This window comes from Niallia sp. Sow4_A1, from assembly GCF_052116745.1.
Taxonomy (GTDB): domain Bacteria; phylum Bacillota; class Bacilli; order Bacillales; family Cytobacillaceae; genus Niallia; species Niallia hominis.
Map to the genome: position 1 here is coordinate 99,340 of NZ_JBQKKM010000012.1, position 17,746 is coordinate 117,085.

Annotated in this window: 15 protein-coding genes and 1 pseudogene; 9 read left to right on the forward strand and 7 right to left on the reverse strand. The window is 35.1% G+C overall.

Translation table 11 applies throughout. The features are described from left to right. Nucleotides 1-75: 75 nt before the first annotated feature. From nagE to ACTQ5K_RS09100, 3 genes are all read left to right on the forward strand, one after another. Complete coding sequence (gene nagE, locus ACTQ5K_RS09090) at nucleotides 76-1,524, forward strand: N-acetylglucosamine-specific PTS transporter subunit IIBC (protein ID WP_031536832.1); 1,449 nt, start codon at nucleotides 76-78, stop codon at nucleotides 1,522-1,524. A 224-nt stretch (nucleotides 1,525-1,748) separates the two neighbouring features. Further along, entirely contained in the window at nucleotides 1,749-2,525 is a 777-nt protein-coding gene (locus tag ACTQ5K_RS09095; protein WP_031536834.1) for a LamB/YcsF family protein, read from the forward strand. Nucleotides 2,526-2,897: 372 nt separating this feature from the next. Then, nucleotides 2,898-3,440 (forward strand): RNA polymerase sigma factor, encoded by a 543-nt coding sequence (locus ACTQ5K_RS09100; RefSeq protein WP_031536835.1) that lies wholly within the window; start codon nucleotides 2,898-2,900, stop codon nucleotides 3,438-3,440. Nucleotides 3,441-3,525: 85 nt separating this feature from the next. Here the strand turns inward: ACTQ5K_RS09100 and ACTQ5K_RS09105 are convergent, their stop codons facing one another. The 4 genes from ACTQ5K_RS09105 to pepT all read right to left on the reverse strand — a co-directional run bounded on the left by ACTQ5K_RS09105 (nucleotide 3,526) and on the right by pepT (nucleotide 8,287). Beyond that, nucleotides 3,526-5,019 (reverse strand): peptide MFS transporter, encoded by a 1,494-nt coding sequence (locus ACTQ5K_RS09105; RefSeq protein WP_031536836.1) that lies wholly within the window; start codon nucleotides 5,017-5,019, stop codon nucleotides 3,526-3,528. Nucleotides 5,020-5,582: 563 nt separating this feature from the next. Next, a complete protein-coding gene (rpe, locus tag ACTQ5K_RS09110) occupies nucleotides 5,583-6,227 on the reverse strand; it encodes a ribulose-phosphate 3-epimerase (protein ID WP_031536837.1) in 645 nt (214 codons plus the stop codon). Nucleotides 6,228-6,431: 204 nt separating this feature from the next. Next, on the reverse strand, nucleotides 6,432-6,854 hold the full coding sequence (locus ACTQ5K_RS09115; protein ID WP_031536838.1) for a hypothetical protein: 423 nt from the start codon (nucleotides 6,852-6,854) through the stop codon (nucleotides 6,432-6,434). A 197-nt stretch (nucleotides 6,855-7,051) separates the two neighbouring features. Continuing rightward, nucleotides 7,052-8,287 (reverse strand): peptidase T, encoded by a 1,236-nt coding sequence (pepT, locus tag ACTQ5K_RS09120; protein ID WP_031536840.1) that lies wholly within the window; start codon nucleotides 8,285-8,287, stop codon nucleotides 7,052-7,054. Between the two features lie 225 nt (nucleotides 8,288-8,512). On the opposite strand from pepT, the gene ACTQ5K_RS09125 reads away from it, so the two are divergent. After that, complete coding sequence (locus tag ACTQ5K_RS09125; RefSeq protein ID WP_031536841.1) at nucleotides 8,513-9,127, forward strand: hypothetical protein; 615 nt, start codon at nucleotides 8,513-8,515, stop codon at nucleotides 9,125-9,127. A gap of 93 nt (nucleotides 9,128-9,220) precedes the next feature. Further along, nucleotides 9,221-10,384: an iron-containing alcohol dehydrogenase gene (locus ACTQ5K_RS09130; RefSeq protein WP_031536842.1), complete on the forward strand. Its 1,164-nt coding sequence runs from the start codon at nucleotides 9,221-9,223 to the stop codon at nucleotides 10,382-10,384. Between the two features lie 129 nt (nucleotides 10,385-10,513). On the opposite strand, the gene ACTQ5K_RS09135 is transcribed toward ACTQ5K_RS09130, so the two are convergent. Together ACTQ5K_RS09135 and ACTQ5K_RS09140 are read right to left on the reverse strand one after the other, a co-directional pair. Next, on the reverse strand, nucleotides 10,514-11,353 hold the full coding sequence (locus ACTQ5K_RS09135) for an STAS domain-containing protein (protein ID WP_031536843.1): 840 nt from the start codon (nucleotides 11,351-11,353) through the stop codon (nucleotides 10,514-10,516). A 73-nt stretch (nucleotides 11,354-11,426) separates the two neighbouring features. Further along, nucleotides 11,427-12,551 carry a GntR family transcriptional regulator gene (locus ACTQ5K_RS09140; RefSeq protein WP_031536844.1) on the reverse strand — a complete coding sequence of 375 codons (1,125 nt, stop codon included), beginning with the start codon at nucleotides 12,549-12,551 and terminating at the stop codon, nucleotides 11,427-11,429. A gap of 808 nt (nucleotides 12,552-13,359) precedes the next feature. Between ACTQ5K_RS09140 and treC the strand changes: the two genes are divergently transcribed. From treC to ACTQ5K_RS09160, 4 genes and pseudogenes are all read left to right on the forward strand, one after another. Then, a complete protein-coding gene (treC, locus tag ACTQ5K_RS09145; protein WP_031536845.1) occupies nucleotides 13,360-15,042 on the forward strand; it encodes an alpha,alpha-phosphotrehalase in 1,683 nt (560 codons plus the stop codon). 114 nt (nucleotides 15,043-15,156) lie between these two features. Next, on the forward strand, nucleotides 15,157-15,630 hold the full coding sequence (locus ACTQ5K_RS09150) for a PTS sugar transporter subunit IIA (RefSeq protein ID WP_031536846.1): 474 nt from the start codon (nucleotides 15,157-15,159) through the stop codon (nucleotides 15,628-15,630). Between the two features lie 500 nt (nucleotides 15,631-16,130). After that, nucleotides 16,131-16,706: pseudogene (locus ACTQ5K_RS09155) on the forward strand (sugar phosphate nucleotidyltransferase); the annotation flags it as partial. Nucleotides 16,707-16,732: 26 nt separating this feature from the next. Then, nucleotides 16,733-16,954, forward strand: a complete 222-nt coding sequence (locus ACTQ5K_RS09160) for a hypothetical protein (RefSeq protein ID WP_197030874.1) — start codon at nucleotides 16,733-16,735, stop codon at nucleotides 16,952-16,954. A gap of 116 nt (nucleotides 16,955-17,070) precedes the next feature. Here ACTQ5K_RS09160 and ACTQ5K_RS09165 read toward each other — a convergent pair. Then, the coding region (locus ACTQ5K_RS09165) for a UPF0236 family transposase-like protein (protein ID WP_441993824.1) at nucleotides 17,071-17,746 on the reverse strand (676 nt) is incomplete at its 5' end.

Consider the following 17,746-nt stretch of genomic DNA (forward strand, 5'->3'; position numbering starts at 1 on the left):
AGATTTTATCTTATAAAACAGCAGTAGTTGGTGGCATTATTTTAACTTATTTAATTATTTTTAGGGGGAAGTTAAATGAAATCATACTTACAAAAGCTCGGGCGTGCATTAATGCTGCCAGTGGCTGTTTTACCAGCAGCAGCGTTATTAATGGGTATTGGTTATGCAATTGATCCAAGTGGATGGGGAGCCGAAAGCCCAATTGCATCCTTTTTTATTAAAGCTGGTTCGTCCATATTAGATAATATAGCAATCTTATTTGCAATAGGAGTTGCGCTAGGGTTATCAAAAGATAAAGATGGCGCATCCGCTATGAGTGGTTTAGTTTCCTATTTGGTTGTGAAAACTTTGCTATCTCCTGCTTCTGTAGCAATGTTACAAGGGATTCCTGTAGAAGAGGTGAACTTGGCTTTCTCTAAAATTGAAAATGCATTTATCGGTATATTAGCAGGTGCTGTTGCTGCAGCTTTGTATAATCGTTTTAGTAAGACACAGCTCCCAACAGCATTTGCCTTCTTTAGCGGAAAAAGGCTTGTTCCTATACTTAGTGCTGTTTCGATGCTAATCATTTCCGTCATTTTATTATTTGTTTGGCCAGCAATTTTTTCAGGACTTGTTTCTTTTGGTGAAGCAATTAGTAAGCTTGGAGCAGTTGGTGCTGGTATATATGGTTTCTTTAACCGACTACTTATTCCAACAGGGTTGCATCATGCCTTAAATGCTGTATTCTGGTTTGATATTGCAGGAATTAACGATATTAATAATTTCTGGTCTAATAATGGGGTAAAAGGTGTAACTGGTATGTATCAAGCGGGCTTCTTCCCAGTGATGATGTTTGGACTTCCAGCAGCAGCGCTTGCTATGTATCATACTGCAAAAACAAAAAGAAAAAAACAAGTGGCTTCCTTGATGCTTGCAGCAGGGGTAGCAGCGTTTATAACAGGAGTTACAGAACCAATTGAATTTGCATTTATGTTTGCAGCACCTGCCCTTTATGTAGTTCATGCAGCATTAACAGGTCTCTCTCTTTTTATTGCCGCAAGTTTTCATTGGACAGCAGGCTTCGGATTTAGTGGTGGATTTATTGATTTCTTCTTAAGTTCACGTTTGCCGCTAGCAAATAATCCATATATGCTAATGGTTCAAGGACTAGTATTTGCCGTTATCTACTATACATTATTCCGTTTTCTTATTACTAAATTTAATTTTAAAACACCTGGTAGAGAAGATGATGAGTTAGTGAATGAATCATTAGATCAGGTTGCAGTGACTACAGATAATAAATTTGCTGTGATGGCTTCTGAAATTTATAAAGGTCTTGGTGGCGACAATAATGTCACTTCTGTTGATAATTGTGTAACACGTTTACGGGTTGAAGTAAAGGACATGGATGCTGTTGATCAACAGAAAATTAAAGCAACCGGTGTACCAGGAATCAATATTGTGGGAAAAACAAGCATTCAAGTAATTGTAGGAACACAAGTTCAATTTGTTGCAGATGAGATTGAAAAGATTAGAGAGTAATAAACATTAGAAGGTGAAACAGCCCTAGTTGAAAATAATAGTCTAAAGAAGAATCTTCTAATGGAAATTCAAATGCGGTGGTCCCTCTTTTTTAGGACTACCGCATTTTTTGTAGACTTAAGAAAACTGAGAAATTAGCAGGTTTAACTGTCGGTTATCTAGAATCACCATAGATAGGAAAATACATTAAATGTTGAATATAAAAGTGGAAGGAGCGAGCCATTATGTCGTCTATTGATATTAATTGTGATTTAGGAGAAAGCTATGGTGCTTATCGTATTGGGAATGATGAAGGGATTATACCATTTGTGACAAGTGTTAATATTGCCTGTGGCTTTCATGCTGGAGATCCAACGACCATGAGAAAAACGGTAAAACTTGCGCTTGAGAATAAAGTAGCGATTGGAGCACATCCAGGCTTTAATGATGTACTAGGCTTTGGAAGAAGAGAAATAAATATATCACCTAGTGAAATTTATGATCTTGTTGTTTATCAAATAGGGGCATTAGAGGCAATTGTGAAATCAGAAGGGGGAGCTATGCAGCACGTAAAACCCCATGGTGCATTATACAATATGGCAGCAAAGGATATCCACTTAGCAGAGGCTGTTGCTAAAGCTGTTTATAAGGTGAATCCTGAATATATCCTTTTTGGATTAGCGAATAGTGAAATAATCAGGGCAGGTAAACGATATGGCTTAAATGTTGCTAATGAGGTATTTGCAGATCGCACCTATCAGTCAGATGGTAGCTTAACTCCACGTACACAGGAACAAGCACTTATCCATGATCCGAATTATGCAGCAAAGCAAATACTTCATATGGTCAAGGAGAAAAAGATTGTCTCGGTTCAAGAAGAAGAGGTACCAATTCAAGCAGATACAATTTGTATTCACGGAGATTCAAATGAGGGCTTATCTATCGTAAAAACAATCAGAAAGACGCTCCTTCAGTCTAATATAAGCATTCAAAATTTCAAACAGTCGGAAGCAAAGCATTAATGCTTTGCTTCTCCTATAAAAGACTATGAATCTTTTGAGTTTTCCTAACAAAATAATAGTAGACGCAACGGTTTGATGGAAGAGAGCTAAAAAGAAATAGAAAAATAGCAGAAATTTAATGAAAAAAATGGGACTTTTATTACGATAAGATGTATAATATATTTCATTAATGTTACAAAAATTGATTTGGAAACTATTTTGTAACAAATCTAATGGATAAACACTATCGAGATAGTAACAACTTAATGAGGAAGTTATATGAAGAAACAAATTTGTATGCATTAAATTATTTTTGCTCTCATTAATTTAAATGAAGATTTTTTAATTTGCTATCTTTCCATGGATTCACTGGTTTTGTTGGGAGTGGGAGAAATGGGTTCGATTGATGAGCTCTATAGACAATATAATCAAGAGTTAATTCATTTTTTAATATATTTAGGAGTAAAAAAAGAGGAGGCGGAGGATTTAGTTCAGGAAGTTTTTATCAGAGTTCTTAAAACAAAATGCTCCTTTAAAGGAGAAAGTAGTGAAAGAACTTGGTTATATACAATTGCAAAAAATATCGCTATCGATCATTTTCGAAAGCAAAAAAATTCTTATTCCTTTGATTGTGAAATTCCCATTCATATAAAAGATGAACAGGCACTTCCTGAGGAAATTGCACTACATAAAGAACAACTGGATTGGCTGAATCATTTACTAAAATGCTGTACGGTAGATCAAAAAAAGGTAATCTATTGTAGATATTTAAAAGACATGAGTATTGTAGAAACAGCATTAAATTTAGGATGGTCTGAAAGCAAGGTGAAGACAACACAGCATCGTGCCTTAAAATTACTTCAAAGAAGTCTAGTAAGTTCAAAAAATGTAGATGGAATTTCAATAGGAGGACATAAAGTAGAAATAGAGAGTTAACATAGCATTACCACTCCACGTTTATTGTATATGGAAAGCAGAGGTAAAAAAAAGTGGAGGATAAACCCCCACTTGTCTTTATATGTTATTTTATTCCCTTCATCTTGCTCTGAATCATTGGTGATAACAAGAAAAGGATAATACTTAAGAGGATTGCTATTCCGCCTAAAATACCGAAATAGGCAACTTCCGATATTTTTGTAAATAATGGTGCGATTTGTGCATTAAGTGCTTGAGCAGCTGCACTAGATAAAAACCATAAGCTCATTGTTTGTGCAGAGAAGGCTTTAGGCGCAAGCTTTGTAGTTGCGGATAGTCCTACTGGAGATATACATAGCTCTCCAACAACTACAAGGAAATAGCTTAATACTAACCATAATGGACTTACTAGTGTATTTTCTCCACCAATATAGGCAGGTAACATCATAATGATAAAGGATAAACCTGCAAATAATAATGCAATCGAAAATTTCTTAGAAACAGAAGGCTGTCGATTACCAAGCTTCATCCAAATCCATGCAAATATTGGAGCAAAAATGATGATGAACAACGGATTGATGGATTGGAAAATTGTCGGTGAAAGACTTAATCCAGCAAACTCTAATTGTGTTCGTTTATCTGCATAGGTAGCTAGAATAGTGGAGCCTTGTTCTTGGATAGCCCAAAACATAACTGCAGCTAAGAATAACGGAATATATGCAATTAATCTGGAACGCTCATCACGATCTGTCTTGGGACTGCGATACATAACAGTGAAATAGATAGCGGGAATCAAGAAACCAAGAATTCCAATAATTGTGATGAATGAATCAAATGTTAATATTCCTAAAGAAATAGTAATAGCAAGAATAATGGCAAGGACAACTGCACCAATTCCCATGGAAGAAAAAACTTTTTTCTTTTCCTCTTTTGATAATGGATTTGGCACTACTGTACCAGCAAGACCTAGGTTTTTCTTTTTAGTCATCATAAATACAATTAAACCTAATAACATCCCTACTGCAGCAAGTCCGAAACCAAGATGGAAGCTATAATTCATTCCAATCTCTCCGACAATAATCGGTGCTAGGAATCCACCAAGATTTATTCCCATGTAGAAAATACTAAATCCGGCGTCACGTCGAGCATCCTCTGGACTATACATTTCCCCAACAATACTTGATACATTGGGTTTTAATAAACCTGTTCCGATAACAATTAAGACCATCGAAATAAAGAACATGGTAATACTTCCTGGAACGGCTAAAACAATATGACCAAGCATGATGAAAATACCACCATAGAAAACGGCCATAGACGTACCAAAAATTCTATCAGCAAACCATCCGCCGATTATACCCGACATATATACAAGGGAACCATAAATGGAAACAATAGCTATTGCTGTTCCTTCAGAGATACCTAATCCGCCTTTAGAAACTTCGTAATACATATAATAAACTAGGATGGCTCTCATTCCATAGTAAGAAAACCTCTCCCAAAATTCTGTGAAGAAAAGAGTGAATAATCCTTTAGGGTGCCCAAAAAATCCCTTTTGGGGAACACTGTCCACAATTTTCTGTTTATTTAGTTCTGACATCATGAAACCTCCTCTATTATTTTAATATAATACTGAAAAGGTGCTAGATTTGTCAAAAAAATTTTTATTTCAGCTTTAATATAGGTAAATATAAGGAGAATATACTATTAAAGTCTTAATAATTTCTATTTTTAGAATAGAATAAGTATTTCTAATATAATAATTGAGGAAGGATTACACTAGTATTTGATACGATTTGTGAGTGAATGGAAAGGAGAAATAGTCGAATAATCTAAAAATTGATGATTGCAATTATCAAGTGCGAGGTAGTGTTCGCAAGATTAAGTGATAGATTAACTTTGAGGAGAAAGGCTAAAGATAAAAAGGAAAGAAGATTCCTGCTATAGAAAAACCTGAACAATCATAGTTCCATATGCTTGTTCAGGTTTTTTTATTGGTTTATAAAAGCTGTGATAGTGGCTATTTACTTTTGTCCCAGCCTATTGTTATCAATTAATTCGGAAGTCTCCACTAATGAACTGTCTTACTGACTAAAAAATTCAATTAACAACTTATCATCAGCGAGGGAATGGAAAACGCCCACGATGATAAATTCATGTTATTTATCCACGTACAGCCTTAATTGCTTCTTCACGATTTGGATTATTATAAATAAATGATCCAGCAACAAGAACATTTGCCCCTGCTTCTTTCACTAATACTGCCGTTTCGGCATTAATACCACCGTCCACTTCAATATCAAGTGCCGGATTTAGTTGCTCAGCCAATTGACGAACTTCTCTAATTTTTGGAAGTACATTATGGATGAATGCTTGTCCACCGAAACCAGGATTAACGGTCATTAATAGAACCATGTCAATATCTTCGATGATATGTTTGATTGTATCTACAGGAGTACTTGGATTTAATACTACGCCTGATTTAACCCCATTTTCTTTTATCAATTGAATAGTACGGTGCAGGTGGCGACATGCCTCAACATGTACTGTGATGATATCCGCACCAGCTTTTGCAAATTGTGGTATATAAGAATCAGGATTTTCAATCATTAAATGAACATCTAAAGGTAAAGTTGTAACTGGACGGATTGCTTCTACAATAAGTGGGCCAATCGTAATATTAGGTACAAAATGTCCATCCATGACATCTACATGGATATAATCTGCTCCACCTAGCTCAACGTCTTTTACTTCTTCTCCTAGCTTCGCAAAATTAGCGGAGAGAATGGAGGGTGCAACTTTAATCATATGTATTCCTCCTCTTTCTAGTCTAATATAAGTGCAATAATATACACATGAAAATTATAGCAGAGTGTGAGATATGGAACAAGAAAATTAAAAGCGGTAGCACTATTGCATGGGGAAAGAGGGAATAAAAAATAGTAGCCACTTCATAATTTAGGAGGATGAGAGGAAGTGGCTATTAAAAAATGAATCATGAAATGTAAAGAATTATAATTTATTGATGATTTCTTTTTGAATTTCAGCAGGTGCATCTGCAAAATTTGTGGAAATACAAGTAACTAACATTTCTTTATTTTTATAGAAAGGTTCTTTGTTTTTATTATAGTAAAAACGAACACTTTCTTCCTCTTTAAAAAATTCTTTTCCGATTTTTAATAAAGTAGTTATTGGCAGGCTATTAAAGGATATATTGCTTTCTTCCTGTTTGGCAGTTGGAATTGACTGCTCTTGACCTGCTAGTTTAAATTCTTTCACTACTTTTTTTAGGATTTTTTCTTGAGAGATTACTTGTTTAAACAGTTTTTTGCGCACTCTCTTTTTCTTGGATTGAAGTCCAAAGGATTCTAAAATAAAGTGATGTAACTCTGTATTTTGTGTAACTTCTTCTTGCATTTTACTGATTGTATTCATTGCAAAACTCCTCTAATCTTTTCTTTCAACCCTAAATCCATGGAATATAGGGATTTTGGCACTGAATCATTATATACTAAACTATTAAAAGTACAAAATTTAATTCGGAATCCGAAATAAACATCTGGTGCGAAATGGGTGACTATTAAAAAATTATCTAGCAAACTATAAAGAGAAGGCATATAGCCTTCTCTCTATTACTCTCCTCGTTCTTCAAATAAGCGAGCAATTTCTACAATGACATTTGTCGCTTTTATCATGTTGTCAACAGATACATATTCATATTTGCCATGAAAATTTTCTCCACCTGTAAATATATTTGGGGTCGGTAGTCCCATATAAGAGAGCTGGGAGCCGTCAGTTCCACCACGAATTGGTTGGACAATAGGGCTAATACCGAGATTGTCCATTGCTTTGTAGGCAACATCAACAATTTCTTTTACTGGTTCTATTTTTTCGCGCATATTGTAGTATTGGTCCTTTAAGTTAAACTTTATCGTATTATCGCCATATTTTTGATTTAATTCGACCACAATTTCTTGTAGAACATTTTTTCTTTCTTCAAAAGAATTACGATCAAAATCACGGATAATATAATGGAGATTTGTCTTTTCGACATCTCCTTCAAAGGACAGTAGATGATAAAATCCCTCGTATCCTTCTGTAAATTCAGGTGCCTCACTTGCTGGCAAGCGACTTTGTAATTCCATTGCAATTTTTATACTATTAACCATTTTCCCTTTTGCTGTACCTGGATGCACATTTGTTCCACTTATCGTAATCTTGGCTCCAGCAGCATTAAAGCTTTCGTACTGCAATTCGCCTAAGGGGCCACCGTCAACTGTGTAAGCAAAATCAGCATCAAAGGCTTCTACATTAAATTTATGAGGACCTCTGCCAATTTCTTCATCCGGGGTAAAAGCAACTCTGATTTTTCCGTGTTTAATGTCGGGATTTTCCTTTAGGTAAATAAGGGCAGTGACAATTTCAGCAATACCAGCCTTATTGTCTGCACCAAGTAAGGTAGTTCCATCTGTCGTAAGTAAAGTATGCCCCACATAATTCTTTAGTTCAGGGAAATCGTTTGGAGATAAAGCGATATGTAAAGCTTCATTTAATATAATATCTTGCCCATCATAATTTTCTACTCTTTGTGGACGTACATTTTTTCCTGTGAAATCAGTAGCAGTATCTAAGTGAGCAAGAAAACCAATGGTTGGAACTTTTTTATTCGTATTTGCTGGCAAAGTTGCCATCACATAGCCATTTTCATCAATAGTTACTTCATCTAACCCAATTTCTTTAAGTTCTTCTACTAATAAATTAGCTAGTGTTAACTGTCCTGGAGTAGAAGGACATTCTGCGTTGTTCTCATTCGATTGTGTATCAACAACAGCATATGATATAAAGCGATTTATTATATTTTCTTTCACGGTATTCAACTCCTATTCAAGATATTCTGATTTTATCATAGAAGGAATGAATAATACGAATATAGTGAATTTGCTGCTCACATTTTCGTTGCAATTAAAATAAAGCCATCAATGGAGAAGACTTGTTCACAATTATGTTGAAATTGTGGCTGGTTTGATGATTTATTGGGGTGGCTTTTTAGATAGAATATAGGTATTACTTATTGTAGTGAAGGAGATTTATAAATGAAGAAAAAAAATAGACCAATGATTATTTTCATAGTGATTGCGGTAATCTTGATTGTTTGTTTTGCAGCTATCTGGTTGTTAAACAGTAATCGTATTAATGCTATTGAGGATTTAACGAAAATAGAAGCATCCTCTACATTCAATCAGCAAGATGAGGAATATATCGTTTATTTTTGGCAAGCAACCTGTACATATTGTAAGCAAATTGAAGAGGATGTTATTGAGTTTAGCAACAGTGGAGACGTTCCAATTTATATTGTCGATATGCAGGAAGAAAAGAATGAATCTAGCTGGTATGGCTGGGAAGCCCACCATAAAGAGCATGACAAAATAATAGGTAAAATAGTGGACGGAAAAGAAGTTTGGAATGATGGAATAAATATAGAGGACTTCCAAAATGATAAAAATATTGCCTGGGGGGTTGTTGCAAATGAGGATAATCAAATTATTGCCACACATAATACAGCCTACGGCAATGAAGCGCCAGAAACCGCGAAGGAAATTGAAATTACTGGCACCCCAACCATGATAAAAATTAAAAATGGTATATTTGAAGATTATGCTGTAGGAGTAGAAGAAACACTTGATATGCTGGGGAAACAAGGTCGATAGAAGGCGGGATAAAACTAAATGGAAAAATATGTAAAGAAGAACAATCTCTAAGTTAGCCCCTTAAATAAAGCTACTTTCTCATGATGGTTATCTATGTCTTTAAATATAGTCAAGTGTAAAAACTATGTTCCAAGTACGAATTTAATGGGAAGAGGCTGTCTACAGGAAGTAGGACCACAAATAGAAGAATTAGGCGTAAAAAGAGCACTATTGGTAACCGATGCTTTCCTAAATGAAAGCGGGATTGTGGCAAAAGTAAAAAAAGTACTCGACGAAACAGAGATAGAGTATGTTGTTTATGCAGAAGTAAAACCTAATCCGACAACAGCAAATGTATATAAAGGAGTAGAAGCATACAAAGAAAATGAATGTGATTTTATTGTATCTGTTGGTGGAGGATCTCCTCAAGACACAGCAAAAGCAATTGGACTTTATGTAACGAATGGTGGAGATATTAGGGATTACGAAGGTGTAGGAAAAACTTCAAAAAAATCAGTACCAATTGTAGCGATAAACACAACTGCTGGAACATCCAGTGAATTCACCATTAACTATGTCATTACAGATGAGGAACGACAAGTCAAAATGGTGATGGTGGATAAAAATTGCCTTGTAACAATATCTGTGAACGATCCTGTGCTAATGGAGGATAAGCCTGCTGCATTAACAGCTGCAACAGGAATAGATGCTTTAACACATGCGATAGAAGCAATTGTTACTCCGGGAGCATATGCAGTAACCGATGCTACCGCTTTAGCTGCAGTAGAGAAGATATTCACTTATTTACCGCGTGCAGTTAAGGATGGACATGATATAGAAGCCCGTGAACAGATGGTATATGTTATGTTCTTAGCTGGTGTGGCATTTAATAATGCAGGTTTAGGATTTGTTCATGCAATGGCACATCAATTAGGGGGCGTATATGATTTACCACATGGTGTATGCAATGCTATGCTCTTACCTATCGTGGAAAGAGAAAATGCTAGACGGGATCCTCATAAATTTCCTGCAATAGCTAAAGCGATTGGTATTTCTATTGAAGGAAAAACGGATAGCCAGTGTGCTGAGGAAGTAATTGCTGCCATAATAAAGCTTTGCCAAACAGTAGGAATTCCAGCAAAATTATCAGAATTAGGTGTAGATGAGGTTGATTTGGATAAATTAGCGAATTTTGCATTAGTAGATGCATGCGCTCCAGGAAATCCATTCCAACCTACAAAGGAAGAAGTCATTTCTATGTTTAAAGAGATTTTATAATAATAACATTTGGCTTCCAAGTAAGGAAAATCATTAAAAGAAATTGAAAAAGAGCGTTATACAGCATAAAAAAAGGATGTCTTAGCAGAGTTATTTATTACAATAACACTTTAAGACATCCTCTTTTTCTTATTCTATTACTCTCTTCAACCCAATACTAGCTAAAGCAGTATGTAAATTTGCACACGTGGTAATCTTGCTAAAGTCGATTCCTAAAGAAATAATCGTTTGAGCAATTTCAGGTCTAATTCCAGAGACAATGGATTTAACTCCAATCAAATCCAAAGCGTGAACTACTTTAAATAAATTATCTGCAACCATTGTATCGACAATTGGTACGCCAGAGATATCTAAAATGAGATATTCGATTTTTAAATTGGCAGATTCTTGTAATGCTACCTCTAAAATTAATTGCGAACGTTGTGTATCTATTTCGCCGATAAGTGGGATAATCGCTGTTTCTTTCGCGATTGGAACAACTGGTACAGACAGTTCTTCTAATGCATTATAGGCAAGCTTCATTATCTTTGTATTATGTTCTTCATAAATATGCCCAATATAAGCACTTATTTCATCGAGAATCGGATCAATAATCTTTCCTACATCCAACATAGTAATTGGTGCAAAAGACTTCTGCTCCAATTCTTCTGTAAATACGTCCCAAATAACATTTCGATAAATGGATAGGGAGCGAAGGGCGGATTGTAAAGGAATATGATTCCTTACAAATGCTTCTGCAGTTTTTTCCGACCATTGCTGTATTTCATCTGTATCTTTATTATCCTTTAATGATTCAGCTAAAATGAAAAAGAGTTTCGCATTCCATTTATGCATATCTTCTTTTAGATAAGGTAAGGATAAATCAGAGGTTTGCTGTAAAAATTGAGATAGCAATGTATTTGTATTTTCAGCAAGGATGTTCTTGTTTTTTATGATTTTGTTACCTATATAAGCTAATTCATCCTTCAAAACGGCTCACTCCTAAGTATAAATCTATTTATAGTATACATGTTCTTTCCTAATATGTGGAGCAAATGAACTTCTATAATGTCTTTGGATAAGGTCCTGTGGAATTTCTTAATACCAAGTTAGGCTTATACACATAGGACAATGGTAAAGTTCCTTTCTCTTCCACTGCATTGACAATCCATTTTGCTGCATCTAAGCCCATATCCATTTTTGGGTGGGATACAGAAGTTAATTTAACCTCAGAGGCTTCGGCTAAGAATGAATCATCATAGCCAATGATGGAGATATCATCTGGAATGGATAAATGTAAGGAGCGAAGATACTGGATTACTTGGATGGCAAGTTGATCATTATAGCAAATAATAGCGGTCGGTCTATTATCTGTTTTGAAAGTCTCTGCCAATCGCTCCATGGGAAATTTAACTTGATTTTCGGTAGAATAATTAATCAGCATTTCTGGGAAGAACGGAATCGAATAAGCTTTATATGCTTGTATGAATCCTTTCATTCTATTAATTCCTTGCAAATCATCGGATTTAAATAATCCAATGATTTTTTTATGCCCAAGCTTTATTAAATGCTCTGTCGAAATAAATCCACCATATTCGTCATCCACCACTAAATGAGGGGGAGAGAGCTGTGGATAAAATTGGTTAATCATTAAATAAGGGATTTTATTTTGCTCTAACTCTAAATAAAACTTCATGTTTGGATTGAAGACATTTGTTTTAGTCGGTTCAATAATTAAACCGTCAATGTTTCTGTTTAACATTGTCTGAAGACATTGTTTTTCTTTTTTTATATCATTGTCCGTACAAGCGAAAGTGAGTGAATATCCATGATCTGTTAAATAAGATTCAATTCCTTTAATAATGGATGGGAAAATATAGTCTGATATATATGTTGTAATGACACCAATATTTTTCGTTTTCTTTAATGGAAGCTGAGATTGGGATAATGCCATTTGTGTAGAAGGAATCTGCTGATGGGAAACAAAAGTACCAGCACCCTGTTCTCTGTACAGCCAGCCCTCATGTACTAAATCGCCTAATGCTTGACGAATCGTATGTCGACTTACCCCAAACATTTTCCCCAACTCATTTTCTGAGTATATTTTTTCTCCGGGCTGCACTTTACCGCTAGTGATCCAGTCCGTAATTTTTTCTTTCACCATATTGTATTTTGTTGTTTGTGCCACTGTTTCACCGCTTTCCATTGTAGTTAACGATGTTAACTTATACGTACAATAAAAATCATAGAGATATCGTATCAAAAATAGGCTTAAAAGACCAATGTTTTCTTTGATAAAGGGGGGGAAAGTCGGGTGAGAGGCACAAGAAAAAGAAAACATAGAGTTTAGCAAGGAAATAGTGAAAAATGATGTGGCAAGTATAATCCTTCTTATTTATTATACGTACAAGTTTATATACAATATCTTTTTCATAAAAGGATGTTTTGAAAACGTATTACTAAATTAGTTGACAACTTGTATATACATGTTATGATGGAAGGGAAGGAAAACATAAAAAATTCGTTCTTATGGTGTTGCGTAGAGTACTAAATCAAAGAAAGTTGATATTCATTATGATGTCGACCGGTTTGTGTGCAGATGAGCATAAGGTATTTGAACTTATTCTAATAAATTTAATGGAAAAAAACACAGATACTAAAATCGAGGGCACTGAAAAAGTCTAGTTCTCCAAATAAAATGAGGTTTTATTTATTTGAAAGCGAATAATAAGTTGGTTTGGAGAGGCGTCCGCTCGACTCCTACGGGAGATGCGAGAAAGTCCGAGACCCTGCAGGAGCGTAGCGACGAAGCGGCTCGGCGCTCGCCCCGTGGAAAGCGAGCGGCAAGCCTCGGAAAACAAAAACCTACACTAAGTTAGAAAGGTTTGGTAACTACCGATTCACCAGGTAATTCACTTTTTCAGTGGCCTCCTAAAATCATTACGTTTTTTGAGATAAAGGAAAAGGACATAATTCTCACATCGGTGGTGTAATAGATGGAACAAGCATGGTGGCAAAAGGCAGTAGTATATCAAATTTATCCGAAGAGTTTTCAAGATACAACTGGAAATGGAGTAGGAGATATTCAAGGAATAATAAAAAGACTAGATTATTTAAAGGAATTAGGGGTAGATGTCCTGTGGCTAACACCTATTTATGCTTCCCCACAAAAAGATAATGGCTATGATATTAGTGATTACTATGCCATTCATCATGAATATGGAAATATGGATGACTTTGATCAGCTATTAAATGAAGCTCGTCAAAAAGGGATAAAAATAATTATGGATATTGTCGTTAACCATACCTCCACAGAGCATGAGTGGTTTAAACAAGCCGCCTCTTCTAAGGATAATCCTTATCGTGATTTTTATATTTGGAAAGATGGAAAAGAAGATGGAAAGGAGCCAACAAATTGGCAGTCAAAATTTGGTGGGAATGCGTGGCAATATGATGAAAAGACAGATCAATATTACTTACATCTCTTTGATGTAAGCCAAGCTGATTTAAATTGGGAGAATGAACAGCTACGCTATGAAGTTTACAAAATGATGAAATTCTGGTTTGAAAAGGGAGTAGATGGCTTCCGTCTAGATGTTATTAACTTAATTTCAAAAAATCAGGATTTTCCAGATGATGATGGTTCAGTAGCACCTGGTGATGGAAGAAAGTTTTATACAGATGGTCCACGTGTGCATGAATTTATCCATGAAATGAATCAAGCTGTTTTTTCAAAATATGACAGTATGACAGTTGGGGAGATGTCTTCCACAACATTAGAGCATTGTATTAAATATACAATGCCAGAACGTAATGAATTAAGCATGACCTTTAATTTTCACCATTTAAAGGTAGATTATCCAAACGGAGAAAAGTGGGAAATTGGGGAAATGGATTTTCATGCTTTAAAACAAATTCTATCTAACTGGCAAGTAGGGATGCATGAAGGTGGAGGCTGGAATGCCCTATTTTGGTGTAACCATGATCAGCCGCGGATTGTATCTCGTTATGGAAATGATGGGAAATATCATAAGGAATCTGCGAAGATGCTTGCGACCACGATTCATATGATGCAGGGCACTCCATATATATATCAAGGAGAAGAATTTGGGATGACCGATCCTAAATTTACATCTATTGACCAATACCGTGATGTGGAATCTTTAAATATGTATAATATATTGAAAGCAAGTGGTAAGCCAGAAGCAGAAATCTTAGAAGTCCTACGTAGAAAATCCCGTGATAATTCTCGTACACCTGTTCAATGGAATGGAGAGAAAAATGCTGGATTTACGGAGGGAACACCATGGATAGAAACAGCGAGAAATTATAAAGAGCTGAATGCAGAAAATGCATTAAAGGATAAGGACTCTGTTTTCTATCACTATCAAAAGTTAATTAACCTTCGTAAAGAATACGATATTGTGACAGATGGAGATTATGAGTTACTTGCTCCTGATGATGATAAAATATTTGCTTACCTACGTAGTACAGATAAAGAAAAGCTACTCGTAATAAATAATTTTTACGAGGAAGAAGCGGTATTTACTGTGCCGAAGCATGTTGATACTACAGGATTAACAAGTACAACTCTTCTTTCTAACTATTCAAATTCTCCTTCATTTGGAGAAAGTATTACGCTAAGACCATATGAGTCCATTGTTTATCATTTAAAATAAGACTTCGTTTCCTGCGGAGAAATTTCGCAGGAAATATTTTTAATCAGATTTATGGGAAAATTTTTGTTATTGCGTTAAAATAGAATGAAAGAATCTTTTATTGGAGGTACTAGTTTGTTTAAAAATCTATTTAAAAGAAATAAGGAAGAAAATACGAGTTCAACTAATAATTACATTCAGCCATTAGAAGGAAAATTACTAAATATTAGTGAAGTTCCTGATCCTGTTTTTTCACAAAAAATGATGGGGGATGGTATAGCAGTAGATCCAATTAATGGTGTTTTAGTTGCTCCGGCAGATGGACAAATTATGAATGTATTTCCTACAAAGCATGCATTGAGCATGACGGACAATAGTGGAAAAGAAATCTTAATTCATGTTGGATTAGATACCGTTGCTCTTAAAGGGGAAGGATTCACAGCATTTGTTAAAGATGGAGATAAAGTAAAGCAAGGACAAAAATTAATGGAAATCGATTTTGATGCAATTAAGTCAAAGGTTCCGTCTATTATTACTCCAATGGTATTTACAAACCTAGGCGAGAATGAAAAAATCGTAGTGGAAGGCAACAAAATAAAAATAGGATAAGAAAAATGCTATGGGGAGAAACATCCTCATAGCATTTTTTTATAAAGAGAAAAGTTGAAATAAAACTCAGGTAAAACTGCAGTTGAAAGATAAAAGAAGAAAAGGAAAATCAATCTTTAGCCACAAAAATGTTAGTTTATACTGTCCTACATGTAGGGCGGTATTTTTTGTGAAGTTGATTTTTGGAATATTTCTAATCCTGTTGTTCTTTAGTACCAACTACTACTGTGATAATAGATATATGTTTATTTAGCCAATCTAACAAACAATAATGCTTGTTTACTATTCTGTTGAAAACGGTTTAATTTAAACCAAGGCTTGCTTCCTGTAAGGAGTAATAATAACTTTATTCCATATGAAAAAAGTAATGGGAAAAAAAGTTTTTTCCCACTCTCTCAGAAATTATGCCTATATCTTGTAAAACTTAATGAAACAACCTATGCATAATTAGTGGCCTGTACATATAATGGCATGAAAATACTAAGAGAAGAGGTGAAAGCATGAAAGTTGTCATTTTATGTGGAGGCAAAGGAATGAGAATGAGGGGCTTAACAGAGAACATACCAAAAGCCTTAGCTGATGTGAATGGAAAAACGATATTATGGCACATTATGAAGCATTATAGTGAATATGGACACCAAGAATTTATTCTGCCACTGGGATATAAGGGGGATCAAATAAAGGATTATTTTGTAAATTTAGCTTGGAGAAAAAATAATCTCAAAATAGATTTATTAAACAACCAATATGACATTCTCGAAAAAACAGAGCCTTGGAATATTACATGTATTGATACAGGGCAAGATACGATGACAGGAGCGAGAATTAAACAGTTAGAAGAATATATAGAGGATGATATCTTTCTATTAACATATGGAGATGGCTTATCTGACATAGATTTAGATAAACTAATTGCCTTCCATAAAGAAAAAGGTAAAACAGTTACACTTACTGGAATTAAAAAAAATAATCAATATGGCGTTCTTGATATAGAAGATGGAATCGCAAAGGGTTTTTCAGAAAAACCAATGTTAAATGACTGGATTAATGGGGGATTTTTTGTTTGTAATAAGGATGGAATTTTGGACCGGAATCAGATAGCGTGACGACGGTGCAACAATTAGTAGAAAAAATAGTAATGCAGTGGAAGGATGGCACATGGGAAGTCGATACGTCATACTCCACGGAACATGAGGCAAAGCTTCTAAGCTTGGATATAAATAAAGCAAAGTATAATTTAGATTGGCACCCTAAATGGGATATTGACCAAACCGTATATTATACAATAGAATGGTATAAATTGTATAAAGAAGTAGATGTATAGATTGAGTCAAGTTTTTGTGGGAGTTTTTTTTAGCTCCCTTTTTATAAAGTAAAACTTCTAATTTTGTATCCGTTTTCTAAATGTTTTCTTTCATCAAAATTTCGTCTTTTTCTTTTTTAAAAACCTTTTAATCCCTGTAAGGCAAAGTGAATGGGTTTTCCAATCGCTTGATTTAAGTATGGCAGGTTCTGACGCACGGTTTCTGTTACTAATTTTCTGGATATTTTTCTTTTCGGTTGATGTTCTTTCTTTGATGTATTTAGGCTTTTTTCTTTCTCCCATTTCCCATATATCGTTTGGATGGATAGGTCATCCTTCAATCCAATCCACAAACGTGCCATGCTCATGACGCCTTTTTTGCTCCATGCTCTTCCATTTTTTAATCGTTTGGCTAATTGATTCATCATTGCTTCTGCACTTCCCATTGGTCGATACGCTGTCGTATCCACGCCTTTCTCCTGTAACCAACTACGATAATCTTTTATGGTTTCCTGATGATGCGTTAAAAAGGCGAGGAAATGCTCTAGTTTTTCTTCTTCTTCTGGTGTATCCATTGTTCCTACTGCACTATTCAACTCTAGAAGTAATGTTTCTACCTGGTAGTTTTTTAACGCTCTTCTCATGTAGCGGTATCGAGGATGGCTCTTCATTAGCTGTTTCATCGAACGAGCTACATGAAACCGATCCATGGTGAAAAAGGCGCGTTCCCGAAAATACTCCCGACATGCCGTTATCCAGCCTGCTCCATCGCCATTAATAATAAGCAAGGTTTGGGTAGGATCATACGCATAA